Here is a 25,678-nt window from a genome sequence, read left to right as displayed (position 1 = left end):
CTTATTATTGACTAGAGTCATGCTCTGCCGGGATCCCTTCTTCGTCGAGTATTTTATCTGCTTGGATCCCACTAGGGCTGAGCTGGGTCGGCTGGCCCCCAAATGCGAATTGAGCCATCGGCGCCACCACTGAGAAGGGTCTGCCCATATCGCTGCACGACGCTTCCGCGACCGGGGCCAAACAGCAAGACGCTCACCATCCAAGTCTGGCCGCCCAGGGTGCGCAACTGTTCTCCGCTGCGCAGATCCCAGAGCTTGATCTGGTGAGCGCGGTAATCGGTGCCGCTGGCGAGCAAGCGGCCATCAGGGCTGAGGGCAAGGGCGGCCAAGCCGGACAAAGTCTGGGGCAAGGTGCGCTCCAAGGATCCCGTGCCCAAGTTCCAGACCAAGATGCCACCGGTACTGCCAGCGAGCAAATAGCGGCCATCTGGACTCAGAAGCACCTGCTCGATGGGGTAGTCGGCCTTTAGGGTTTCCAGCAAGGCCCCGCTGCCAGGATCCCAAAGGTGAACGGTGGGATCTCCATTGGCGGCCACCAAGATCCAAGGGGGGATCCCTTCAGACTGGCGGGAAGTATCCATACGGGTGGGTCTTGGGCCAAAGGCCACTGCTGTAATGCCAGCCCTCTGAGGGGTCTCCTGGGCGGCAGCAGTGGGAGGCGCCAGGGTGCGGATCAACTGGCCGTTGTCGGCCTGCCAAAGGCGGATGGTGCGGTCGGCGCTGCCACTGGCAATCCAACGACCATCGGGGCTAATGGCGACACTGTTGATCAACCCGGTGTGCCCTTGCAACTGCAGCCGCGCCAGCACATCCCCAGGCGAGAGAGCCGGATCCCCCAGGGTCGCCAGATCCCAGACCCGTACCGTCTTGTCTGCCCCCCCACTCACCAAAAAGGTACCATCTGGGCTGATGGCCAGTGCCTCAACGGATCCCTCGTGGCCTGCCCAGCTCTGGAGCAGTTGGCCAGCCTGGGGATCCCAAAGCCGGATCACGCCGTCGTCTCCCCCGGCAGCAAGGAGATTTCCATCCGGGCTGATGGCCAGAGCAGTGACGGCGACAGGGCCTTCCAGCGTAGCCTTGAGCTGCAAAGACTTGGCCCAGTCTGCCGGGTCGTTATCGCTACGCGACGCTTCCGCGACCGTGACGGCGGTGGGGACGGAGGCATGAGAACCGTTCTCGCGAGTAGGACGGAGTCCCAGGCCGTTGCGCTTTGCCGGGCCAGAGGATCCCGTTCTCGTGAGGGGGACAGAATCCTTGGGCTCCCCCCGCAGGCCAAGGTTCGCCCTCATCTGCCATACCCCTGCCACCGTCAACGCCAGCAAAGCCGCCAAGCTGCCTCCTGCCCAAACCGGTGGGATCCGGGGACGCGCCCGCAGCGATACCGGAGAACGCGGTGGGGTGGTTGGCTCCTGTAAGGGCTCGGCGGCGACAGGGCTGGGCTGGGACAGGAGTTCGGCGGCAGGGGGGCTCTCGGCGGGGGGCAAAGCCTGCAAAGCGGCCAGAGCTGCTGTTGCTGAAGGAAAGCACTGTTGTGGGTTGCAGCTCACCAAACGATCCAGAAAAGCAGCAAAAGGAGCGCTAGTAGAGGCCAGATCGTGCCAGCGCAACTCCCCCGTCAACGGGTCGCGAAACAGCTTCTGGGGCGGGATCCCGCAGAGGGCCTGCAGGGCAATCAGCCCAAGAGCATAGAGGTCGCTGCAATGCCTGGGGCCATAGGGGTTCCCGAAGCCAGAGCCGGAAAAAGCCAGACCCTGTTCCTCACCCCCCCACTTCAACAACACCCATCGGCCATCCGCCTGACGGTAGATCAAGCGAGAGGGCTGCAGGTTGCAGCAGCTCACCCCTTCCCCATTCAGGAAGGCCAAGGTTTGCAGCACATCCTGCAACAAGGCTCGTACCTCAGCCTCTGTCCAGTCGTGCCCCCAATGGCAGTGCATTTGGCGGGACGGAGTCGTTAGCTGGCCCCTCTCGGTTGCGTTACCTAGCAATAGAGCTTGTTCCAGGGTGGGCCCTTCAACCCATTCTTCCACCCAATAAAACTCCCCCTCTTGCTCAAAGCAGGCCAACAGGCGGGGGATACCCTCGTGGGATCCCAGGTGCTCCCGCAGCGCCACTTCTTGCTGAAAGAGATGCCGTAGCGAGGCGGAGTCCTCACTGTGTTCGCGGTGCGGAGCATTTTGGCCGGCCTGCCAGCGTTTGAGCACCACCCGAAGCCGCTCAGGATGATGGCTATCCTGTGCCAAGTAGGTTTGTCCGCTGGATCCCAGTGCTTCCAAGATCTGATAGCGGCCACCCAGGGTCTGCCCTACCATGGGGAGAGTGCGAACCTTTTCCTTCCGACCCATCATGCCATAGCGACGTGAGACTCAGGCTAACCGTTCACCCTTGCGTTCACGGTGCGGAGCGCCTGGGTGGGATAGAGTCCTCGCCGCATCAGTCCTCCACCGCCATGGCTGAGGTGAGCAGAGCAAAAAGCGAAAGGGGATCCCGACAGCCGCTTTCGGTCAACTTTCTCCCTGGAGCAGGCTGAGTTGCTCAGCGACCTGGGGGATGTTGTTGCAAAACCTGCTTCAAATATCGCCCTGTATGGGATCCGGGGTGCTCAGCCACCTGTTCTGGAGTGCCAACGGCGATGATCTGGCCGCCGCGGTCGCCGCCCTCTGGCCCCAAGTCAATAATCCAATCAGCACAGCGGAGAATGTCCAGGTTATGCTCGATCACCAGCACGGTGTTGCCTGTATCCACCAGCCGTTGCAGGACGTTCAAGAGCTTGTGGACATCGTAAAAAGACAAGCCGGTGGAGGGCTCATCCAGCAGATAGAGGGTTTTGCCGGTGGAGCGGCGGGCCAGTTCTGCGGCCAGCTTGACCCGTTGCGCTTCCCCACCGGAGAGGGTAGGAGCTGGCTGGCCCAGCTTGATGTAATCGAGGCCCACATCGGCCAAGGTCTGCAGGATCTTGGCGGCAGGAGGCAGGGCAGCGAAAAACTCCAGCGCCTCCCCCACCGTCATATCCAGGACTTCGGCGATGTTCTTGCCCTTGTACCTGACCTGCAGGGTTTCGCGGCTGTAACGGCTGCCCCCGCAGACTTCGCAGGTGACGTACACATCGGGCAGGAAGTTCATTTCAATCACGTTCACCCCCTGCCCTTTGCAGGCTTCACAGCGCCCCCCCTTGACATTGAAGGAAAAGTGGCCGGATGGGTAGCCTCTGGCCTTGGCATCCAAGGTTTGGGCAAAGGTTTGGCGGATGGGATCAAACAAACCCGTGTAGGTGGCAGGGTTGGAGCGGGGGGTACGGCCAATGGGAGATTGGTCGATGACGATCACCTTGTCGATGTGTTCGATGCCCTCAAGTTCTCCCATCTCCGCGGGTTGGGGCACCTTGTGTCCAAGATGGTGCTGCAGGGCAGGGTAGAGCAATTCGTTGACCAAGGTGGATTTGCCGGAGCCGGAGACGCCTGTAACACAGACCAACTTGCCCAGAGGGATCTCCACATCGATGTGCTTGAGGTTGTTTTTGTGGGCATTGGTGAGCTTGAGGGCAACCGCTTTCCCAGCCCGCCGCTGCGCAGGGGTAGGGATCCGCAGCCGCCCCGAAAGATAAGCTCCGGTGATGGAGCGCTCGCAGGCCATGATGTCCGCCAGGGATCCCTGGGCCACCACTTCCCCCCCGTGGATGCCGGCCCCAGGGCCGATATCGACGATGTGGTCGGCGGCACGGATGGTTTCTTCGTCGTGTTCCACCACGATCAGGGTGTTGCCCAGATCTCGCAGGCGAAACAGGGTTTGCAACAGGCGCTCGTTGTCCCGCTGGTGGAGGCCAATCGAGGGTTCGTCCAACACGTAGAGCACCCCCGTCAAGCCGGAGCCCATCTGGCTGGCCAGCCGGATCCGCTGCGCTTCGCCGCCGGAGAGGGTCATGGCCGGGCGGGCCAGCGTTAGGTAGTCCAGGCCCACATCCACCAAAAACTGCAGCCGGGTTTTGATCTCCCGCAGCACCAGCTCGCCGATCTGCACTTGTCGCGGGGTAAGTTTCAACTGCTCCAGGCGGTGCAGGCAGTCGCGGATGGAGATCTCGGTGAGATCGGTAATGCGGTAGCCGCCGATGCGCACGGCCAGAGCTTCCGGCTTGAGACGGGATCCCCCACAGGCGGAACAGGGACGGTAGGTGAGGTAGGCTTCCAGCTTTTGCCGATAGATTTCGGAAGTGGTTTCCTGGTAGTGCCGCTGCAATTGGGGAATCACCCCCTCATAGCGGCGATAGTACCCCCGGCCTCGGTACTGAGATTCTACCTCGGCGATGTAGACCTCCTGGTCGGCGCCGTAGAGGATGATCTGCTGTTGCTGGGGGGTGAGATCACACCAGCGGCTGCTGAGGTCAAAGCCAAAAGCCTTGGCGGCTCCCGCCAACAAAGCCAGATAGTAGGGGTTCTCCCGCTCTGCCCAAGGGGCGATGGCCGCGTACAAGGGGAGCTTGGGATCGGGCACGATCCGCTCGGGGTCGAAGATGGGCTCAAAACCCAGCCCGTGGCAGACAGGACAGGCCCCAATCGGCGAGTTGAAGGAAAACAGGCGCGGCGACAGCTCGCCCATCACCGAACCGTGCTCCGGGCAGGCAAATTGCTCAGAAAAAATCAGCTCCGTTGGCTTGCTGTTCAGGTATTGCCCCGCCGACTCGGCCACCTTTTGCAGCAGCTGTTCTCGCTCCTCTTCCCGCGGCAGCAGCTCCACCACCGCAATTCCTCCCGACTGGCGCAGGCAGGTTGCCAGAGAATCGGCCAGTCGCTCCGCTATGTCGGGGCTCTTGACCAGCCGATCCACCACAACCTCAAGGGTGTGGGTTTTGTTTTTGGCTAACTCGATCTCCTCGCTCAGATCCCGCACCTGGCCGTCGATGCGCACGCGCACAAACCCTTGCTGGCGCAAGCTTTGCAACAGGTTGGCATGGGTGCCCTTTTTCCCCTTCACCACCGGCGAGAGCAACTGAAACCGCGTCCGATCCGGCAGGGCCAGGATCTGATCCACAATTTGATCCACCGTCTGGGGGGCGATCACCCGGTTGCAATGGGGGCAGTGCGGGATCCCAGCTCTTCCGTACAGAAGCCGCAGGTAGTCGTAGATTTCGGTAACGGTGCCGACGGTGGAACGGGGGTTGTGGCTGGTGGACTTTTGATCGATGGAGATGGCCGGACTCAGCCCTTCGATGCGATCCACATCCGGCTTGTCCAGTTGCCCCAAAAACTGTCGCGCATAGGCGCTGAGGGATTCCACATAGCGCCGCTGTCCCTCGGCAAAGATGGTGTCGAAAGCCAAGGAGGACTTGCCCGATCCGGAGACGCCCGTGAATACCACCAGGCGATCGCGCGGGATCCGCAGGTTGACATTTTTGAGGTTGTGCTGCCGCGCCCCCACCACGTGAATTTCGTTTTGGCTGGACATCTCACCACCTTTTCGCGCAGCGTGTCACAGGCATCCCGTCGAGACCGGCGAGTAACAAAATCTTAACGATTCTTAGTTAACGATTCTAATGCTCTTCGCTTTGTCCAAAAGGGGATCCCAGCCGACCAGGGGACGACAAATCGGTAGCAAAAAAGACTTGGCTATGCTGGAAAAGATCGACCCCCAAGGGCCATGACCTGGACACTGCCATCCGTTCAAAAGGTGTTTGTTTACCTGTTGGTGGGGATCGCCTTCACGGCCCTTTGTCTGGGGGATCAGGCTCTGTCGCCACCGGTCATTGCCGTTTGCTTGGCCGCAGGGGCCTGCAGTTGGTTTTGGGAGCCGCCAAGGATTGCTTTTGCCCGCTATGCCCCCCTGTGGATGCCCCTGACGGTGGCGGTGTTGCTTAGCCTGCTGGCTTTGGTTATCTTTGGGATCCTTCCCTTTTCCGATGGGGCCATTGGCTTGGTGCTTTACCTAACGGGGGCCAAGCTGTTTCAGCGGGAACGGGCAGCCGATCACATCCAGTTGGCGGTGCTGTCTCTGCTGCTGATGGCCATTGCCACCCTGTTCAACGAAGACATCAGCTTTGGGCTGCTGTTTTTGCTGTACGTGGGGGTAGGGCTAATCAACCTCACCCTTTACCACCTGCGCCTGCAAGCAGAGCAGCACCCGCAGGCAGCCAGCCAAACCCGTGGCATCAACCTCAACTTTTTGGGCTTTCTCGGATCCCTGGCTTTGCTGGCGGTGATCCTGTCCGTGGCTTTGTTTTTCTTGTTCCCGCGGGTCAGTTTAGGAATTCTGGGTCGCCAGGCCCGCTCGCCGGTGATGACCACTGGCTTTGCCGAAGAAGTCAGCCTGGGAGCATTCGGCACCCTCAAAACCGATAACACCGTTGTCATGCGGGTGGAATTTCCGGCAGGGGTGCCGCCCCGTGTGGAGTCCCTCTACTGGCGCGGGATCAGCTTCGATCGCTACGATGGACGGGCCTGGTCGCGAACGCTAGACCGCTTCATCCCCATTTTCCCCAACGCAGCAGGGGTATTTGATCTCTCTGCCTCCAGCTTGATCCCCACTGCTCCCGACCTGCTGCTTCTCCCCTTGGAGCAGCTTATCTATCTGGAGCCGCTGGCCACCAACACCGTTTTTGGGGTGGCCCCACTGGTGGAGATGGAATGGCTGGAGCGGGGCGGAGCAGCGACGGTGCAACAAGCTTGGCATCGGCAGAATCGCCGCCTCATCCTGAGCGAGACCGGAGATGTTGGCCATTCTCTGCCTCGGCAGGTGCCCCATCTCTACCGTGCCCGGAGCCGGATCCCAAGGGAGTTGGGCCCGCGCTTGCGCCGGCTGAGCCACGCAGAGCTGCTCAATGCCCTCGATGCGGTTCAACGGGAAGCCTATCTGCAACTACCGCAAGATTTGGATCCGCGCGTTCCGGCTTTGGCGGAGCAGATCACCGCTGGGATCCCCGATGTCTTTGGCAAGGTGACGGCTTTGCAGAACTACCTGCTGGAGAACTACGCCTATACCACCGATCTGCCGGATCCCGGCCCTGAACCGCCTTTGGAAGCCTTTCTGTTCACCCATCGGCGGGGCCACTGCGAATATTTCGCCACAGCCCTGACGATACTGGCCCGCAGCATTGGCATCCCGGCCCGGATGGTGAATGGCTTTTTGGGCGGGCGCTGGGTGGCGCAGGAAAATTATCTGGCAGTACGCAATGCCGACGCCCATTCCTGGACGGAGATCCCCTTTGGCCCCTACGGCTGGGTCATCTTTGACGCTACGCCGGCAGAGGCCAATGTTAGTCAGCGGCAGAGCTGGTGGGATCCCCTTCAAGATTTCTACGACAGCTTGCGCTTCCGCTGGTTTAAGTACGTCATCCAGTACGACCTATCCACCCAGCAGCAGATCTGGCGGCAGATTCAGGAGATGGCCAGCGCTGTAGCCGCCTCTCCGGATCGAGAGGATGTCGGTGCTGGCTTCCGTCGCAGCCTGGTTGCCTTGGGGCAAACGTTGCAGCAGAATGGCCTGCCGGTGTTGGGGGTGGTTTTGATCACCGGATCCATGGCCTATTGGGGTCGCCGCCGCCGCTATCGAGCTTTGCGCTGGCAGGATGGGGGGTGGATTCTGTTGGCCACTGCCGGCAATGGGGTTTTGCTGGGATCCCTGTGGCAGCCTCCGCCCCCCTGGCCCACCTGGATGGTAGGGATCCTGCTGCCAGGGCTGACCTTTGCTCTGGTGCGCTGGAGTCCGGCGGCTCTACCCAAGTCGCAGCAGCGCCGCCAGCTTATCTCAAGGCTTTATCTGCAACTGCGGGATCTGGCGACGGCGGTGGGGATCCCAGCCCACCTAGGCCCTGAGGCCTGCCTGGAACACTTGCGCCACTCCGACTTACCACAAGCCCAGGTGGCCATCCAGTTCTTGGAGCGCTACCTGGAGGTGCGCTTCGGTGGGATCCCGTTGGAGGTGGGGGAACTGCAGCGCTGGCAGCAGCAACTCAGACAGCTTAGGCAAGCATGGCAGCCACTGGCCAAAAACCCCGCCATCACCTCCAGAAGAGCCACTTGACCAGAGGGACGGCTGCGCCTTAGAACAGGTACCCCAAAAGCCCTGCAAGAAGCCTTGACAGTTATGAGACAGTTAAGAGATAGTTAACGTTAGTTATAGACCCCGTAAGCTGCACTGTCAGACGGGGAAGTCGCTCAGTGGCGCACTCGCTTCAGGCACGTTTCGCGCTGCTGCATTGCCATGCCCTTGCAAACTCATCTGAAGCTGTGTTATGTTTTTTAACGTTCAGCTTCGAACGAGCAAGGGCGTGTTAGCTATGCGTAGCTATTCTTTGAGGGCGGCTTTGGCTGCAACTTTGTGTCTGCTGTCCTCGTCAGTTTTTTCCTCTAGTGTGGCTCAAGCGGCGCCTAAGCCAACCGGCAACGGTGCAATCTTCTTTCACCCAGATGGAACCTCAGCTTCCCACTGGGACATCACACGCATTCTCTACTACGGCCCCGATGGCTTTCTGAACTGGGATCGTCTTCCCGTGATTACCACCTATCGCGGGCACCTTCTTGACCAGCTTGGAGGAACTTCCAACGCCGGAGCGGTGATCCATGCCACGGGAACCCGTGCCCACGCCAAGAGCTTTGGGTTGGATCCGGACGGCAAAGAGTACCCCTCTGCCAACGGTACCCTGAACACGATCATGGAAGATGCCGTGGCGGCAGGCTTGGGTACGGCTCTGGTGCAAACGGGATCCATCATTGAGCCGGGGACGGCTGCCTTCGTTGCCAAAGCTGCCAAGCGCAGCGACTATGAGGAGATTGCCCTGCAGGTGGTGGAGTCAGGGGTAGACATCATCCTCGGCGCTGGCGAGGAATGGCTGCTGCCGGAAGGTGTCCAGGGCCGCTTTGGCCAAGGGAAGCGCAAGGATGGCCGCAACCTGATTGAGGAGGCCAAGAAAAAGGGGTACGCCGTTGTCTACACCCGCGACGAGCTGCTCAAGCTGCCGGCAGATGTCTCTAAGGTTTTGGGGGTGTTCAACGTCGAGGACACCTTCTACGACAAGCCTGAAGAAGAGTTGCGGAAAGAAAACTTGCCCAACTACATCGCCAGCGCCCCCACCATTGCCGAGATGACCGAATTTGCCCTGGCGCGGATCTCCCGCAATCCTAAGGGCTTCTTCGCCGTCATCGAAGAAGAGGGCACTGATAACATGTGCAACAACCTCAATGCCTCTGGCTGCCTGGAGGCCATGAAGCGGGCCGACGATGCCATCGGGGTGATTCTTAACTTCATTGAGAAGAATCCCAAGACCTTCATGATCACCACCAGCGACAGCAATGCCGGTGGCATGCAGTTGGTGGATGTCGAGTCCGCCGATGAGCCGCTGCCCCCTACTGACCCCGAAGGCAGTGGTGCCCCCATTGACGGAGTTGACGGCACCGGTAGCAAGCCGTTTATTTCTGCTCCTGACAAGAATGGCAAGCGCTTTCCCTTTGCCGTGGCTTGGGCTAGCGGAGATGACGTCGGCAGTGGAGTCATTGCTCGCGCTGCGGGCTTGAACGCCCAAGAGTTGGTGCCGACCACCGGGATCCTGAACACGGACATTTATCGGATTCTCTACTTCGTGCTCTTCGGGGAGCGCATCCCCAGCGAGCTGAAGCCCTAGTGTCTGCTGTGGTCACCTGCCTTGGGCGGGTGTTTGCCCCACAAGCTCTGTCCGTCACGGGGGATCCATCCAGTGGATCCCCTTTTTTTATGAGAACCACATAACGGCGAAGGGGCTAGCTCAGCAAAGCAGATAGACGTAGTTCATTTTGCGTTAGAACTGTACTACAGTGGGCTATCATGGAGCCGAGACTGTCCTTTGGGTTTGAGTTTGTTCCACCAACGCGAACTGCGATCTTCAACCATGCCCACTCCCGCTGACTCCTCTCCATCCCCCCTTCTCCAAAGCGACGAGGTTCTCAAGCCTGAGGACTCTGTTCCGCTGAGGGGGACGGTATTGGCGGCCCGTGAGCCTTTTTTGGGGCTGTTGCGGGATCTGGCGCGGGCCTACCAAGCTTTTGAAAATTACGCCGGGGTTCACATTCGGCAAATGGGGCTGACGGCCCCCCAATTCGATGTGTTGGTTACCCTTGGCAATACCCCTGGGATGACCATGAATGTCTTGGCCCAAAAAACGCTGGTGACCAAAGGGACACTGACCGGCATTGTGGATCGCCTGGAACAAAAAGGGCTGGTGCGCCGGGAAGTGCCCCCGGAAAACCGACGCTGCTTTAAGGTCGTGCTGACAGAAGCGGGGGAAAAACTGTTTGAGGAAATTTTCCCGGCCCACGTCGCCTACTTGAAAGAGCGCTTCCAAAAGCTGGATCCCTCGGAAATGGCGCAGATCCAGGCTTGCCTTAAAAAACTGCAGGCTATTTTCTAGCGCTTTCAGATTCCCCTCTCCGATCCGGCTGATCAGCGACCCCCAAGCCGCAGTGCCGGAAGCAACCTCTAGCCCGGTTCAAACGGCTGCCCCAGAGCTGCCGGCGGAGTGGCCTTCACCGCCTGCTGAATCCAGCGCCGCAGCCGAGGTGGGATCCCGCGCAAGCCGTACTCCCACCATTCCCCAGAGGTGAGCACCAACACCAAAATCATCAACACAAAGGGAGCCACCGTAAAAACTTGGGTGGGCACGGCGCGGATGGTGGTCTGGGCAACCCCAGCGAAGGACTGCAAAATGCCGAACAGGTAGGCCCCCAGAGCTACCCGCAAGGGGTTCCAGCCACCGAAGATGACGATGGCCAAGGCAATCCAGCCATACCCTGCTGTATGTCGGTGGCTCCAGCCGGCCTTGAAATCCAGAGAAAAGGCAGCCCCCGCCAAGCCCAATAGGGATCCCCCCACAAGGGTGTAAACATAGCGCCAGAAAATGACATTGGTGCCGCGGGCAAAAGCCGCCGCCGGCTGTTCTCCCATAGCCCGCAACATCAGGCCAGGCTGAGTGCGATACAAAAAGAACCAAGTTCCCCCGATGAGCGCGTAGCTGGCGTACAGCAACAGATCCCCTTGGAACAGGAGTGGCCCCAGCAGCGGCACCTCTCTCAGGAAGGGGATGGGCAGGCTGGGCACCGTTGGCCCTGGGATCCGCACGAACGGATTGCCCAAAAAGGAAGACAAATCCGCCCCCAATAGGGTCAAGACGAAACCAATGGCAATTTGGGATCCCTTCAGGGTCAGCGAGCCAAAGGCCACGATCCCAGCAAACAGCGCTCCCACCGCGGCGGCAGCCAAAAAGCCCAATACCAAGCTTCCCGTCAGCTTGGCCACGGCGAACCCAACCATGGCCGCCAGCATGATCGTCCCCTCTGCGGAGAGGTTGATCACCCCTGCCCGCTCGGTAATGGTTTCCCCCACACAGGCGAAGACCACCGGTGTGGCGGTGGCAATGGCAGTGGAGAGAATAGCAACCAGTTGGGCAGCGGTCATTATGAGCCTGTCGAGAACTCGGGTTGGGTTAACGCATTTGCAGTTGCTGCGGGAATGCGCCTGTCGATCTGGTCATCGCCTCACCCCAACACCCAGAGCATGAAAGCCACCCCTAGGGTGACGGCACCAAACAGAGCATAGCTGATCCGGCGCAGCGGCCTCAGTTGCAGGGCATGCAGATCCTTAAGCCAGCCCAGCCCCAAGGATTCGACAAAGCGATCCAGCACCGCCTGCATAGGGTAGGCGTAAACCGATCCTTGCTCCTTAAAGTTCACCAGCACAACCAGCAGTGTAGCGTAGCCCCAGAGGAGGCCCCAGAGCACAGCGCTCAACCCGATTAAAATTGGCTCAAACATCGACTTTCCCTTGCCTTCTATAGGCATGTCCACTGCTTGCGTGAGCGGGAGACGGAGTTCTTTGAGCCTGGGGGACTTGGATCTCATTATTCCGGTTGTTTTCCCGTTGAGGCTGCCCTCCCTCAGACAAGAGCGTAGAAGGGATCCCAGCTTGCTTGCAGAGATCACGCCGGTTCTCTTCTGCCCGTCCAGGCCAGAAGATGACAAACTGGAAGTACCCGCTCGGAGTTATCTCGTCAAATCCCCATGAGTTCTCGCTACCTGCTGCCCCCCGCTGAACCCAAGTCTGTCGGTACTGCCTATATCCTCTGGGCGTTGGGCATCTTCGGGATCTGTGGCGTCCATCGCTTCTACCTGGGCAAGACTGGAACAGGCATCCTCTGGCTGTTCACCTTTGGCCTGCTGGGCTTTGGCCAGTTAATTGACCTGTTTTTGATCCCAGGCATGGTGGAAAATCACAACTTCAAACTGGCAGTTCTACAGGGATCCCAGCCTTCCCCAACGCCTGCAAAGGCCGTTTCAGCGCCTTCTCAGCCCTTGAAAGGTCAAGCTCTGATGCGGGAGATTCTGCGGCTAGCCCAACAGCGGCAAGGGATCCTCACCCTTGCGGAGATAGCTATCGACTTACCTGCCGACTTTGACGAAATTGAAAAGGCGCTGCAAGAGCTGAGCCGGCGGAGCATGGCTTTCCCCGAAAACAACCCGGTCACTGGAGCGGTAGAATACCACTTCCCTCACCTGCTGCACCGCTCCCCCGACCAACGTTCGCTCTAGATGCCCTCCTGCAGACCTCTACTGGGATCCCAGGATCCCTCGGCGCTTGGCTGCCCGAACCGCCCGGCGAAAGGTCAGCAAGCCCAGGCCGAAGTAGAAAACGCCGCTGGTCAGAGCCATGATCAGCCGCACGGGATCCAAGCCCGCCTCCCGCACCATCACGTCTCGCAGCAGCCCAGCCCCCGCCGTCATGGGCAGACTTTGCCCTAGCCACCTCAGGGATCCCGGCCATTCTTCCGTGGGAGCAGCCAACAGGAAAAGCAGGCCGAATTGGCTGATGATCAAAAGCTGCTGAATTCGCTTCCAAATCAGAGCGGCGGATCCCAGCAAAAACGAAAAACCGTAGGCCCCCAGCACCACGCTCACCAAAGGCAACACCAGAGCAGGGGGAAACCGCAACCGGCTGCCCGTCAGCAATAAGATGACGCCCAGAATGACGACGACAATGGAAAAGCGCAACACCAAGCTGGCACAAGCCCGTGCCAAGAAGAGAGTGGCTGCCGAAAATGGCGAGAGCAACACCTGCTCCAAGGTGCCTGTCTGGGCTTCCACCTGCAGGTTGAGGGCGATGTCGTTCACCACAAAAATGACCAGCGTCCAGAGCACATAGCCGATCACCACCGCATCCAACCGTTCGCCAAATTGGGAGGCAGGCCCTGCCACATATTGGGCGCCGGCAAAGAGGGCATAGAAGAAGAACGTGGTGATCAGGATCCCGCCCAGGGCCTCTGCCGGATAGCGGATGTACTGGATCCAGGCCCGCTTTAGTTCGGCCCAAAACAGGTGGATCACCGGCATCATCCTTGCCCCTCTCCCCTTTTCAACAACTTGAGGAAGATGTGGGTGAGATCGGCTTCCTCTCGTTTGAGGCCCAGCAAGGGCAAAGGCCTCAAGATCTCTAGCACCTGATAAAGCCTCTCTGGCGGGCCGCTGAAGCGCATCTGATGGGATCCGAGAATCTCCACCCCTTGGCGGGCCAGTTGTTCAACCCTCCAGGGATCCAGCCCCTGTTCCAGCTCGATCCGGTAAGTACCGACGGCGCCGGCAAAGTGCCGGATCAACTCTCCCGTGGGGGCTTGGGCGATGATCACCCCTTGTCGAATAACGGCTACCTGATCCGAGAGCGCTTCCGCAATATCCAGTTGATGGGTGGTGAGCAAGATGGCTCGACCCGAAGCGGCAATTTGGCGGATCAGGGATTTCACCGCTTGCGCCGATTCCACATCCAACCCCAGGGTGGGCTCATCCAGCAGCAACAGGGCCGGTTGATGCAGGAGGGCGACGGCAATGGCCACCTTCTGCTGCATGCCCCGCGAAAGGGTTTGCACGGCCACATCTTGTTTCTCCTGCAGGCCAAAGGTCTCCAGCAGCTCTAACCCCCGTTGCCGAGCGGTTCTGGGGGATAGCCCCCGCAGCACACCGAAGTACTCCAGGTTCTGGAGGGGGGTCAGCCGCCAGTAGAGGTTGCGATTGCCTTCCAGCACTGCCCCTACTTGGGCCAATGTGCCAGGATCCCTGTGGGGATCCCGTCCGAGAACGCACACTGTGCCCGCGTCGGGTTGGATCAGGCCGGCAATCATCTTAATGGTGGTGGTCTTGCCGGCCCCGTTGGGCCCCAGAAAAGCCAGGATCTCCCCTGCTGCCAGCGTCAGGGAGACATCCACCACTGCCCGCACCTCCCTGCCTCCTTGCCGGTAGGTTTTTTGGAGGTGGTGAGCTTCTAGAACTTTCATGACGCGAACCCGATGCAAACGCGAAGCCGATGCAAAAAGGAGCGCTGAAGAGAGGAGGGCCGGCCATTCCACTCTCTCACACCAGAGCATGGGCCCGCCTCGAGAGGGATCCGGCAAGATCTAGGGGGTCATTGGGATCCCAGCCTCCATCCGGCTCAGGGCCAGGCTCATCTTGTCTAGCCACTGCAAAAGGCTCTCCAGTTGCTGCGCTGCCGGTACCATCCCCAGACCCCGCACCGTCACCTTGCCCGGTTGGTAGACAAAGCGAGGCTGCAGGTGAGTGGGCAGAGCCTCTTTCAGGCGATTCCAAGCCGGCTCCTCCATGGGGGTTTCCAAAAGCACATGCTCCTTGGCTGGCCTAATGCGGGAAAAGCCCAGGGCTCGGGCCAGCACCTTCAGCTCCATTACCCGCAGCAGCTCCTGAGTGGGCTTGGGCAGGGGGCCAAAGCGGTCTTGCCATTCTTGGGCAATTTGCAACAGCTCGACCCGAGAGCCGGCAGCAGCCAGGTGTCGATAAGCCTGCATCTTTTGATCTTCGTCGGGGATATAGCTTTGCGGGATCATGGCGGTTACATTGAGGTCAATTTGTGTGTCCTCCACCTGTGGGATCTCCTGGCCGCGAATTTCTCGAATGGCTTCTTGCAGCATTTCCAGGTAAAGATCGAAGCCCACCGCATTGACTTGCCCGGATTGTTCCGTTCCCAGCAGGTTGCCAATGCCACGAATTTCCATATCCCGCATTGCCAACTGATAGCCGGATCCCAGTTGGGTAAATTCCTGAATGGCCTGTAGGCGTTTGCGGGCCTCCTCGGTGAGGATCCCGTCTTCTCGGTAAAACAGCCAAGCATGGGCTTGGATCCCAGCCCGGCCCACCCGCCCCCGCAGTTGGTATAGCTGAGCCAATCCAAACTCCTGAGCATTTTCAATCAAAATGGTGTTGACGCGGGGAATATCCAAACCGGATTCGATAATCGTCGTGCAGACCAGGATATCGATTTCCCCGTTGTTAAAAGCCAGCATCGTTGCCTCTAGCTCCCCTTCCGGCATCTGCCCGTGGGCAATGGCAATGCGAGCACCGGGCACCCACTCCCGCAATTTGGCACTGGTTTCTTCGATGCCTTCAATGCGGTTGACGACATAGAAGACTTGACCGCCGCGATCCAACTCTTGGCGGATAGCCGTGCGGATGACTTCGGGGTTGTAGGGAGAAAGGTGAGTTTTGATAGGCCGGCGGGAAGGAGGCGGAGTTTGGATCAAGCTCATTTCCCGCAAACCCGACAAGGCCATATACAGAGTGCGGGGAATAGGGGTGGCGGTGAGGGTGAGTACATCCACCTGGGTTTTGAGAAGTTTGATTTTCTCTTTTTGGTTGACGCCAAAGCGCTGCTCTTCGTCAATCACCAAGAGGCCCAAATCGCGAAATTGCACGTCTTTGCCCAAAAGTTGGTGGGTGCCTACAATTACGTCCAGCTCGCCGCTTTTAAGCCGGGCCAGGATCTCTTTTTTCTCCTCGGGAGTGCGGAAGCGGTTGAGCAACCCCACTTGAATGGGGTAGGGGGCAAAGCGCTCTTTGAGAGTGTGGTAGTGCTGCTGGGTGAGAATAGTGGTTGGCGCTAGAAGAGCTACCTGCTTGCCGGCGGTTACGGCCTTAAAGATGGCGCGGATGGCCACCTCCGTTTTGCCAAAGCCCACATCGCCACACAGCAGTCTATCCATGGGGCGAGGGGACTCCATATCCCGCTTGATCTCCTGGACAGCGCGAATTTGGTCCGGCGTCAGGGGGTAGGGAAAAGACTCCTCAAACTCCTGCTGCCAAGGGGAATCCGGGGGGAAGGCGTAGCCCTCCTGTTCAGCCCGTTTGGCGTAGAGCTGCAGGAGATCAAAGGCCACTTTTTTCAGACTCTTTTTGACTTTTTGTTTGGTCTTTTCCCAGGTGCTGCCGGACATCTTGTGCAGGGCAGGTGGTCCATCCCCGCTGGCGCGGTAGCGGGAAAGGGAGTTGACCTGGTCGGCAGCCACCCGCAACAGGCCATCGCTGTATTGAATAACCAGGTACTCGCGGGTTTCGCCCCCAATGGTGAGGCTTTCTAAGCGCAGAAACTGGCCAATGCCATGGGCCTTGTGAACGACAAAATCCCCTGGCTTGAGCAGGTTGGGATCCACCTGGCGAGAGCTGGCCTGGCGGCGCTTGCGCACATAAGTAGGGGTGGCCAGGCTGTGCTGGCCGAAAAACTCGCGGTCGGTGAGCACCACCCACCCCAAGGTGGGCAGGAGAACTCCCTCCAGCTCGGCCAGGCCGGAATACTTGAGGGCCACTGGGGTGTAAGACTGCAGCTGCCGCTCGATGGCCGGGAAGTCTTTGGGATTGGGCACGTACTGGGCGGGGCAGTCGTGTTCCTGCAGCAGAGCTACGGTGCGGGAGGGCTGGGCAGAGAGGATCCACACCTGCAACTGCTGCTTGCGGTACTCGCGCAGGGTTTTGGCCAGGGATCCAAACTGGTGGGGAGCAGTAGGCACAGGCCGGCTTTTTAGGTCAAGGGCAGCTTCGGCTTCGCCAGCAGGGGCAAAGGTGCGGGCCAACAGGCAGGGGAAGGGATCCCAGTCGGGAGCATGGAGATCGAAGGGGCGGTGAAAGGGCTGCAGAGCCGGCTCCGCAACCTGGGCCTGTTTCCACTGTTCTTGGGCGTGGTAGAGCCACTGCTGGCTGTGGGCCTGGCACTGCTCCGGCTCGTCGATCAGGATCAAAGCCTCGGGATCCAGATAGCTCAGCAGGTTGGCTGGCGGATCGTAGAGCAGGCCGAGAAAACGGCGCAAGCCCTCCGGAGGAGACGGCGACTGCTCCAACTGCTGCCGCAGACCCTGGGAAAGCTGATCGGCTTTTTCCTGCAGAGCCGGCCAGAGGATGGGCCCGTAGCCGGTGGGAGTTAGCCAGACATGGGGGATCCCGTCTTGAGAGCGCTGGCTCACCGGGTCAAACTCCCGCAGCCGCTCCAGCTCGTTGCCAAACCACTCTAGGCGCACCGGCCACTCGCAGGCCACCGGGAAAACGTCGAGAATGTCGCCCCTTTGGCTCCACTGCCCCTCGCTTTCCACCAGACTCACCCGCTGGTAGCCCAGACGGGTCAACTGCTGCCCCAGTTGCTGGGGAAACATCTCCAAGCCGGGTTCCAGCTGGAGACAAAAGGCCCGCAACACCTCTGGGGGAGGGAGGTGGGGTTGGAGGGCCCGCTCTGTCGCCACAATGGCCATGCCCTTCTTCCCCTGGAGGCAATCGGCCAGCACCTGAAACTGGCCCCACACCAGCTCCGGTTCCAGGTCAAAAGGTTCGTAGGGGGAAGCCTCGGAGGTGGGGTAGAGCTGCACCGTCTCCCAGCCCATGCCCTCCAATTGCGCTGTCCACCGGCCCGCTTCTTCCAGCGTGGCAGTGACCACCAGCAGGGATCTTCCCTCCTGCTGGGCCAAAGCCGAGGCGATCAACCCCTTCGGGATCCGCCCTGCCCCCTGCAGATTTGCCCGTCGCTGCGATCTCAAGCAGGCGGCCAGCTCTTGAATCAAGCCGGACTGGCATAGAAAGCGCACCAGCGGAATAAACGACATCTTCCACCCCACACTGCAAACTGCGATCCCAACAAGCAGGGATCCCAATTCTGGCAGGCTCCGGGGACAATCAGCAGCCGTCTGCCGGCTCTGTAAACCGGAAGTCCTCCCTTGCTGGGAATCGCTCCTCGATCTATTGGGACAACAGTTTTGTTGTTTAAAGACGAAGAAAACCAGAACCCTATGTCAATGGCCTGCCAGTTTTTGGCCGCTAGGTTCACAGAGGGCTTTTTGCTTTGTAGTCCAAGTTACAAAAAAAGGTCTATATCTCACAGAATCCTAAAATTAACCTTTAGAGTCGGACGGCTTGTCGATTGTCTTAGCCAAGATTCGATGTTAGAAGGAACCACAAAGCGCGGCTTTCCCGGCCTCATCTGATGTCTGCCAGTCAGCAAGATGTTTTTCATGCAAGAGATGTAGCTGTATCAATTGCAGCAGATGTTGTCGGAAAAAGCTGCATGAATCAATCCACCTAAACTTGGTACAAATTATGTTTCTAGACACCGTCGCGCTTTCTCGGCTACAATTTGCCCTCACGGCCATTTTTCACATGTTGTGGCCGGTTTTAACAACGGGGATGGCCATTTACCTTGTTGTGATTGAGGGACTTTGGCTAAAAACCCGCAACCTAGATTACTACCGTCACGCTCGTTTCTGGTCAAAACTCTATGTGTTGAACTTTGGCATTGGCGTGGCCTCAGGCTTGCCGATGGCTTTTCAGTTTGGCATGAACTGGGCACCCTTTTCCGAAGCGGTGGGAGATTTTTTTGGAACCATCCTGGGCTTTGAGGGCACGATGGCCTTTATGCTGGAGGCCAGCTTTTTGGGGATCATGCTGTTCGGCTGGGAGCGCGTCCCGCCGGTGATTCACTGGATCTCGACGATCCTGGTGGCCTTTGGCGCCAACTTATCCACCTTTTGGATCCTGACGGCCAACTCTTGGCTGCAGACGCCGGCAGGTGGCGTGTTCGTCGATGGGAAATTTGTGGTGCGGGACTACCTGCAAGCTATTGTCAACCCCTTCATGGTCAACAGCTTTCTGCACATGTTTTTTGCCACCTTGGAAACCTCTTTGTTTGTTATCGGTGGCATCAGTGCCTGGTACATTCTCAAGCGGCGGCACAGCGAGTTCTTCTCCCGCTCCCTCAAAGTGGTCTTGGCAATGACCCTAGTGGTCGCCCCTTTGCAGGTGTTCGTCGGCCATCTGAGCGCGGAGCAAGTCTATCGCTATCAGCCGGCCAAGCTGGCGGCCATGGAGGCCCAGTGGGAGACGATCCCTGCCGGCGAGCGGGCAGACTGGAGCCTGTTGGCTGTGCCCAACGACCGCGAAGAGCGCAACGAGTGGGAGGTGAAGATCCCTGGCGCGCTGGGCTATCTGCTGGAGTTCAAACCCAGGCTGGATCGACCCATTCAAGGGCTCAAAAGCTGGGATCCCCAAAATCGTCCCCACATGGTCGGCCTGATCTACTACTCCTTCAGAACGATGGTGGCCATTGGTCTTTTTCTGGCCGGGCTTGTCGGAGTTACCCTTGTGCAATGGCTGAGGGGCAAGCTCTCAGTGGAGGCCCTTTCTCAGCAAAAGTGGCTGATGAGAGCTTGGATCTTCGCAGCACCCCTGGGATACATCGCCGTTGAAACCGGTTGGATCGTCCGCTGTGTGGGTCGGCAGCCCTGGATTGTGTATGGACAACTGCGCACGGTGGAATCGGTTTCGCCCCTGCCGGCAGGAGAAGTGCTGTTTTCTCTGGTTGGCCTGACCGCGTTGTACACTGTGTTCTTCGTTGCCGCTCTCTACTTTGGCAGCCGCATCATCCGCGAAGGGCCAAACCTGGAGTTGCCCGCCCCTGTCCCGGCAACGCAGCCGGTGATCGTGGTCGAGCCTGCCCGCCACGAACCGGATCGCCGTCCTGCAGAAGCTCGGTAGCAGCAGTTTGGTAGCCATCTAACTGGTGACTCCAAGTAGCAACAGGGCAACGTAGCAGGCCTATTCCCCACAGCAGTGAAACCCTTCGCTACGTCAACTCCCAACTTCCCTTCCCTAGAGGGAGAGGGACTGGGGATCGCCATCGGGAACTGTCTCGCACTGGTCAGAAATACTCAAAGCAGAGGGAACAGCGATGGAATCTTTTGAGCCTTTACAGCGGTTTCTGCCCCAGGTTTGGTTTTTTATCCTGGGCCTATTCCTATTTCTCTACGTTCTGCTGGACGGGTTTGATCTGGGAGTTGGTATCCTCTCCCTGACGGCCTCCAGCGAGACGCGGCGCAGCATTCTCATGACCAGCTTGGGCAATGTTTGGGATGCCAACGAGACGTGGCTGGTGTTGATGGGGGGATCCCTATTTGGATCTTTTCCTCTCGCCTACGCCACCATTCTCAATGCCCTCTACATACCCTTGGTGATCATGGTGGTGGGCCTGATCTTGCGGGCCGTTTCCTTCGAGTTTCGGGAAAACGCCGACAACAAGTTGGTGTGGAACCTGGCCTTTGGAGTGGGCAGCTTTTTGGCAGCCTTGGGCCAGGGATTTGCCTTGGGCAGCGTCTTCGAAGGGATCCAAGTGGACGAAGCCGGCCACTTTGCCGGCAGCCCCTGGGATTGGCTGACCTGGCGCACGCTGTTGGTGGCTCTTACTTTGATCCAGGGCTATGTGTTAATCGGCTCAGCCTACCTAATCGTTAAGACCACCGGCGAGCTTCAGGAAACCTACTACAAGACGGCAACCATCGCCACCTGGACAACTTTACTGGGGGCAGTGTTTATCACCATCAGCACTCCTATCATGTCCGAGCAGGCGCGTGCTCAGCTTTTCTCGCCCCCTCTTTTCTACATCTTTGCTGCCATCCCAGTTCTGGGACTTTTGTTGGTGGCGTTGTTGCTGCGCAGCCTGCGCCGGCGGGAAGAAAATAGCGTTTTGGTTTACACTTTTTTGATCTTTGCGCTTTCTTTTATCGGCTTGGGGTTCATGGTCTTCCCCAACATCATCCCCCCCAGCGTCACCATCTACGAAGCGGCGGCCTCCCCCAGCTCCCTGGTGTTTATGCTCACCTTTATTGGCTTTCTGATCCCGGTTATCTTGTCCTACAACATCTACAACTACGTGGTGTTCCGGGGCAAGATCGTGGTGCAGGAAGTGGCGGCGGAAGAGGCCAAAGTTCCAGAGGCAGTTTAAGCTGGCCTGAGGATGCAGCAATAACCCCGCCCGGTGATGGGCGGGGCAATTTTTTAGGTGCAATCGAACGTCTACAGAGAAAGGCTCTCACTCTCTCTTGAGCCATTGCCGGATCTGCTCGGCAGCTACATCGCGACCTCCCAACCCAAAAGCCAACGCCACCGCCACGGCAATCGCCCCCAGAACCAGACCAAAAGCCAACACCACAATGTCGGTGGCCACGCCCATCTGCTGCAGGGCCATGGCGCCAACAAAAACCAAGATAGCCACCCGCGCCGCCTGGGCCAGTACCCCTGAGGAAGGGCTACCCAAGCTCTTGATCATAGAGTGGGCCAAATTGGCCAAATAAAGACCGATCCCAAACACCAGGGCGCCGATGAGCACCCGACCGGAAATCAGCAACAGCCCCTGCACAATGTCGGTTAGGGCGGCAAACTGCAGCAACTCCACTGCCGGCACCGCCCCAAACAAGACCACGCCTACCCAGACCACCAAGCCGGCGATCTCGGAGGGAGTGCGACGTTTGGCAGCGGGATCCCCTTCAGGCTCAGGAGCAGCGGTCAGGGGCAAGCCCAGCCCCGCGACCAGACGGTCAAAACCCACCGCCTGCAGCAACTGGGTTACCAAGCTGGCCAAAAATTGCCCCAGCAAGTAAAAGACGGCCAGGATCAAAGCGGATCCCGCGATCATGGGAATGGCCCGCAACACCTGCTCCAGCATCGCCACCGCCGGATCGGAGATGGCCCGAATTTCCAAGGCATTCAGCGCCGCAATCACCGCCGGGATCAACACCAAGACATACACCACCGTCCCGACGATCTGGGCCAACTGGGGAACGCCAAAGCGTGCCCCCAACCGATTTGCCCCTGCTGCCACCAACAAATTGGAGACGATCCCACGCACGATGCGGGCCAAAAACCAGCCCACCACACCGATGATCAGCGCCCCCAAAATCCGCGGCACCATCGACAGCAACTGATCCAGCAGGTTTTGCACCGGCTGCAGCGGCCCCTGCAGGTTCAGGGTATCCAGGATGATCGGCAAAAAGAACAGCAGAATCAGCCAGTAAAGGGCATTGCCCAAAGTTTCATTCAGCAGGAAAGGGGTGACCTCTGTACCTCCCTCTTGGCCGGTTGGGGTTCCTTCTGCACCTGCCTCACCGGCAGTGCTTTCCTGCTGTAGAGGCCGGGCCAACTGCTCATCGAGGTTGAAACGCCGCAGCCCCTGGATGACTGCCAGCCGAGCAACAGTGGCCACCACCCAGCCCACAGCCAGCAGCACCAGCGCCCCACCCACCCGTGGCAGATAAACGAAGATTTCCCCCAAAAACCTGTTGAGCGGATCGGAGACAGCTTGAAGCTGCAGGGCATTCAGTACCGCCACCAACACAAAAGCAAGAATCACCCAGTAGACGGCAGCGGCCACCCAGCGCTCCGTTTGGGGCAGCTTCTCGCCGGGCTTTTGGCCCAAAACCCAAGCAGCCAAGCGATTGTCCAGTTGCGTCCTTTTGAGCAGTCCTCTAACGCCGAAGGCTACTGCCGTGGCCACTATCCAACCCAGAATTAAGATGGCAATCGCCGCAAGGAGATTGGGCATAAAATCGATAAGCCTAGACCAAAGACTGACGACAAAAGAGATGGCCTCATCTCCAATGGTGTTTCCAGAGGTGTCCATAATGATCCTCACAGCTTGAAAATGCTCAGGATGGACAGATAACAAGTGTAGGTTAACCTGAAGTGTTTTTTCAGGCAAGTTGGCCAAAGGGGGAATATGAAAAATATGTATTGAGGCAGAAATGTCGGATCTCGAAATAAAACTTCACATTCTATTAACCCAAGGGCTCCAGCCATCAGTCAAAGCTCCGATGGGCCATCGAACGGTAAGGATCGAATTCAAGTTGTTGATACCGCAGATTATAGCTTTTCCCCACCGAGCAGGAGCTTTGTAGATTAAGTCAGGATCTCTGTTGTACGATGGATGCGGCTGCATTGGCTAGAGTCAGTGCTGCTGGGAGGAACTGTAGCGGGCAGTTTGCATCCACAGAATGAGAGCATTTTGATGACCTATATAAAGAATCAAACGGGCAATCGACACTCGGTCAATGGGTTGGATCCCCTGTAGCCTTGATATGCTTAGCCTATTGGCTTGCTCACTGTCTGACCTAGGGTGTATCCCGAAATACGTTTGCAGTTCTTCAATTTACAATTGATAGCCTTCTAAATCGGTTTCTTCCAATACACCAGCGCATCTTCTCCGTTGTAATACCCCTTGCGACGTCCCAGCCGTTGAAACCCTGCCGATTCGTACAGGCGGATTGCCGCTTGATTGGAAGCCTTTACCTCCAGAGTGGCCCAGCGGCAGCCTGCTGCTCTCGCTTGGTTCAGCAGTTCTTCCAGAATCCGCCGGCCCAAGCCCTGTTGCCGGTGCTCGGGATCCACCGCCAAGGAGATGATATGTGCTTCTTCTTCAATACGCCAGAGAATGCCGAAGCCCACCAGCTCTTTTGTCGTCTGCGTCGGCGAGGTGGGGCCTGGAGAGGGAAGGGGGAACTCCGTTTGGCCCAAGCCACACGGGGCGCCAACGGCAACGGGTTCCGCCACTACACCAATCACCGTGCTTGTGGGTCGTTCCAGCTCCGCTCGATATCCCTGTTCTCCCCAGTATCCTCCGTAACACCGTCGATCCAGCTCCAGCAGTTGGGGCAGGGCAGTGATGTCCAACAGCTGCAGCCGATAACTCGTACCGCTCATGGTGGCCTAGTCCCGCAATTCGCAGAATTCCGCCAACAACAACTGCCCCAAGGGATCGTCATCGGGAGCCGCATAGGGCAAGGCTCTGCGGCTGATGCTCAAGATTTTGCCCCCCGATTGGGGATGGTGCTCCGCACCGCTTTCGCGAACAGGCTTGAATTCGTAGTCGATCCCTTCGGTGAAGCCGGCTTCCTGTAGGTAGTCTTGGGCGGCTTTGAGGATCCCTTCTCGCAGTTGCGCTTTGACCGCAGGGGCCATGAGGTGGCGAACAAACCACTGGGCGCTGGCGGGATCCACCTCGGCCAGGTATTGGAGGGCAGGGGTCAACACAGCAGGGCGCTCTTGAGGGGACAAGCCGTTCACCTGCTGAGCTACCGCGGGCACATCCCGCCGTTGCATGGCCTGGATCAGGGCTTGTGTGGCTGGAGAAAATGAGGGATCCTGCGCTTGGCTCATGGCTGGGGGTACCAGAGGGATTCGAGGGTGCGAACAATGGTCTCTGCTTGCTGTAGGGAAGAAGCGGTCGGCAGACAGACGGTCACATGGCCCAGTTTCCGCCCTGGGCGGGCAGGGGTTTTGTGGTACCAATGCACCGTGGCATTGGGGAGCTGGGCCAGGCGCTGCCGCTTTTCTGGGTAATCGCTGGTGGAATGCTCATAGCCCAAGAGATTGACCATCACTGCCCCCCCACACTTGAGGGAGGGATCCCCCAAAGGCAGGCCGAGGATGGCCCGCAGGTGTTGCTCGAATTGTGAGGTGTGGCAGGCTTCCAGGGTGTAGTGGCCGGAATTGTGGACCCGCGGCGAGATTTCGTTGATCCAGATCCCGGCCTTGGGGTGGGGCGGCGGCACCCAGAACAGCTCGATGCCAAACACGCCAACTGCACCCAATTTTTCCATCAGATCGGCTGCTAAGCGCCGGATCTCGGCCTCGGTGGTTGGGGGGATGCGGGCAGGCACCAGGACATGGCGGCAGATTTGCTCAATCTGCACAGTTTCCACCACCGGGTAAACCCGGATCTCTCCCTTCAGCCCCCGCGCCACCATCACCGCCAACTCCCGCTCAAACGGGATCCATTCCTCCAGCAATAGCGGGATCCCCTCAGATTGGCCAATGGCCTGCTGCAAAGCCACTCGGTCGCGCAAGATGCAGGTGCCCTGCCCATCGTAGCCCTGCCGCCGTCGCTTGAGCACCACCGGAAAGCCCAGTCCAGCCAGGTCTGCCGAATCCAACACCGCCTCCAGCGGAAAAAAAGTCGGCACCGGCAACCCCAACCGCGCCAGGAACTGCCGTTGGTGCAACTTGTCCAGCAGCGGCTCTAGCGTGCTGAGGCTGGGACGAAAGCGGGATCCCTCCGGATCCAGTTTTTTCAGCTCCGGCAGAGGGATAAACTCGTTTTCAAAAGTAACCACCGGGCAGCGCTCCAACAACTGGGCCGTGGCCTGGCTGTCGGCTACGGATCCCCAAACCACCCCATCGGCCACTGCCACCGCCGGATCGGTGGGAGCAGCAGCCTGCACCACCAGCGGGATCCCCATCTGGCGAGCTGCCAAGGCCAACATCTGCGCCAACTGCCCGCCGCCAATCACCCCCACAGGTTGGGATCTCTGGTCTTTTGAGGATACCTGGGTTTCCACAGCCGTACCGTTATACTGGGTGGTGGGCCGCTGTCCATTGCTTCTTGGATCCAGAACCCCATTATGGGACCCCTTGCCCTGCAGCGCTAGGAGAAAAACGGTGGAACCCTCTCAACCCTCTGAGCTGAGAGCTCTAATCAACCGGGCTTTGGCAGATAAGGTCTTAACTCGCGCTGAACAACAGCAGATCCTCAATGCCGTCATGGCCGATCAAGAAATTTCCCCAGAAGAGCATGACTCTAGTCAATAATA

Annotated in this window: 18 protein-coding genes; 7 read left to right on the top strand and 11 right to left on the bottom strand. The window is 58.9% G+C overall.

Translation table 11 applies throughout. From position 1 onward, the window contains the following. Positions 1-71: 71 nt before the first annotated feature. Together NW818_RS00175 and uvrA are read right to left on the bottom strand one after the other, a co-directional pair. Positions 72-2,312, bottom strand: coding sequence for a hypothetical protein (locus tag NW818_RS00175; RefSeq protein WP_414423512.1), 2,241 nt, complete (start codon positions 2,310-2,312; stop codon positions 72-74). 223 nt (positions 2,313-2,535) lie between these two features. Beyond that, positions 2,536-5,439: an excinuclease ABC subunit UvrA gene (gene uvrA / locus NW818_RS00170; RefSeq protein ID WP_414423511.1), complete on the bottom strand. Its 2,904-nt coding sequence runs from the start codon at positions 5,437-5,439 to the stop codon at positions 2,536-2,538. Positions 5,440-5,631: 192 nt separating this feature from the next. On the opposite strand from uvrA, the gene NW818_RS00165 reads away from it, so the two are divergent. The 3 genes from NW818_RS00165 to NW818_RS00155 all read left to right on the top strand — a co-directional run bounded on the left by NW818_RS00165 (position 5,632) and on the right by NW818_RS00155 (position 10,369). Next, on the top strand, positions 5,632-8,010 hold the full coding sequence (locus tag NW818_RS00165; RefSeq protein ID WP_414423510.1) for a transglutaminaseTgpA domain-containing protein: 2,379 nt from the start codon (positions 5,632-5,634) through the stop codon (positions 8,008-8,010). Between the two features lie 256 nt (positions 8,011-8,266). Then, entirely contained in the window at positions 8,267-9,607 is a 1,341-nt protein-coding gene (locus NW818_RS00160; RefSeq protein WP_414423509.1) for an alkaline phosphatase, read from the top strand. A 243-nt stretch (positions 9,608-9,850) separates the two neighbouring features. Further along, positions 9,851-10,369: a MarR family winged helix-turn-helix transcriptional regulator gene (locus NW818_RS00155; RefSeq protein ID WP_238376932.1), complete on the top strand. Its 519-nt coding sequence runs from the start codon at positions 9,851-9,853 to the stop codon at positions 10,367-10,369. Positions 10,370-10,437: 68 nt separating this feature from the next. On the opposite strand, the gene NW818_RS00150 is transcribed toward NW818_RS00155, so the two are convergent. Further along, complete coding sequence (locus tag NW818_RS00150) at positions 10,438-11,412, bottom strand: ABC transporter permease (protein WP_414389016.1); 975 nt, start codon at positions 11,410-11,412, stop codon at positions 10,438-10,440. Between the two features lie 80 nt (positions 11,413-11,492). Continuing rightward, positions 11,493-11,795, bottom strand: a complete 303-nt coding sequence (locus NW818_RS00145; RefSeq protein WP_187147267.1) for a hypothetical protein — start codon at positions 11,793-11,795, stop codon at positions 11,493-11,495. 219 nt (positions 11,796-12,014) lie between these two features. Between NW818_RS00145 and NW818_RS00140 the strand changes: the two genes are divergently transcribed. Next, positions 12,015-12,542, top strand: coding sequence for a TM2 domain-containing protein (locus NW818_RS00140; RefSeq protein WP_414331507.1), 528 nt, complete (start codon positions 12,015-12,017; stop codon positions 12,540-12,542). 18 nt (positions 12,543-12,560) lie between these two features. On the opposite strand, the gene NW818_RS00135 is transcribed toward NW818_RS00140, so the two are convergent. The 3 genes from NW818_RS00135 to mfd form a co-directional block, all read right to left on the bottom strand. Continuing rightward, positions 12,561-13,343 (bottom strand): ABC transporter permease, encoded by a 783-nt coding sequence (locus NW818_RS00135; RefSeq protein ID WP_414408249.1) that lies wholly within the window; start codon positions 13,341-13,343, stop codon positions 12,561-12,563. Continuing rightward, on the bottom strand, positions 13,340-14,275 hold the full coding sequence (locus NW818_RS00130) for an ABC transporter ATP-binding protein (protein WP_414423508.1): 936 nt from the start codon (positions 14,273-14,275) through the stop codon (positions 13,340-13,342). Before NW818_RS00130 ends, NW818_RS00135 begins: the two co-directional genes overlap by 4 nt. Before the next feature lie 120 nt (positions 14,276-14,395). Continuing rightward, positions 14,396-17,872: a transcription-repair coupling factor gene (mfd, locus tag NW818_RS00125; RefSeq protein ID WP_414423507.1), complete on the bottom strand. Its 3,477-nt coding sequence runs from the start codon at positions 17,870-17,872 to the stop codon at positions 14,396-14,398. A 490-nt stretch (positions 17,873-18,362) separates the two neighbouring features. Here mfd and NW818_RS00120 point away from each other — a divergent pair, with 490 nt between their 5' ends. Further along, positions 18,363-19,796, top strand: coding sequence for a cytochrome ubiquinol oxidase subunit I (locus NW818_RS00120; protein WP_414423506.1), 1,434 nt, complete (start codon positions 18,363-18,365; stop codon positions 19,794-19,796). A gap of 193 nt (positions 19,797-19,989) precedes the next feature. Continuing rightward, positions 19,990-21,039, top strand: a complete 1,050-nt coding sequence (gene cydB / locus NW818_RS00115; protein ID WP_414375450.1) for a cytochrome d ubiquinol oxidase subunit II — start codon at positions 19,990-19,992, stop codon at positions 21,037-21,039. 87 nt (positions 21,040-21,126) lie between these two features. Here the strand turns inward: cydB and NW818_RS00110 are convergent, their stop codons facing one another. The 4 genes from NW818_RS00110 to NW818_RS00095 form a co-directional block, all read right to left on the bottom strand. Then, complete coding sequence (locus tag NW818_RS00110) at positions 21,127-22,713, bottom strand: mechanosensitive ion channel (RefSeq protein WP_414423505.1); 1,587 nt, start codon at positions 22,711-22,713, stop codon at positions 21,127-21,129. Positions 22,714-23,255: 542 nt separating this feature from the next. After that, positions 23,256-23,789 carry a ribosomal protein S18-alanine N-acetyltransferase gene (gene rimI / locus NW818_RS00105; protein WP_414423504.1) on the bottom strand — a complete coding sequence of 178 codons (534 nt, stop codon included), beginning with the start codon at positions 23,787-23,789 and terminating at the stop codon, positions 23,256-23,258. A gap of 6 nt (positions 23,790-23,795) precedes the next feature. Next, positions 23,796-24,245, bottom strand: a complete 450-nt coding sequence (locus tag NW818_RS00100; RefSeq protein WP_414387838.1) for a hypothetical protein — start codon at positions 24,243-24,245, stop codon at positions 23,796-23,798. Next, complete coding sequence (locus NW818_RS00095) at positions 24,242-25,426, bottom strand: 5-(carboxyamino)imidazole ribonucleotide synthase (protein WP_414423503.1); 1,185 nt, start codon at positions 25,424-25,426, stop codon at positions 24,242-24,244. The genes NW818_RS00100 and NW818_RS00095 overlap by 4 nt, the downstream gene beginning before the upstream one ends. Before the next feature lie 100 nt (positions 25,427-25,526). On the opposite strand from NW818_RS00095, the gene NW818_RS00090 reads away from it, so the two are divergent. Next, positions 25,527-25,676 carry a hypothetical protein gene (locus NW818_RS00090; RefSeq protein ID WP_414423502.1) on the top strand — a complete coding sequence of 50 codons (150 nt, stop codon included), beginning with the start codon at positions 25,527-25,529 and terminating at the stop codon, positions 25,674-25,676. Positions 25,677-25,678 lie beyond the last annotated feature (2 nt).

The sequence above is a fragment of the Synechococcus sp. R6-5 genome (assembly GCF_047461775.1).
GTDB lineage: Bacteria > Cyanobacteriota > Cyanobacteriia > Thermostichales > Thermostichaceae > Thermostichus.
Note: the sequence above shows the minus strand (reverse complement) of the source record. Positions and strands in the feature narration are given on the sequence as shown.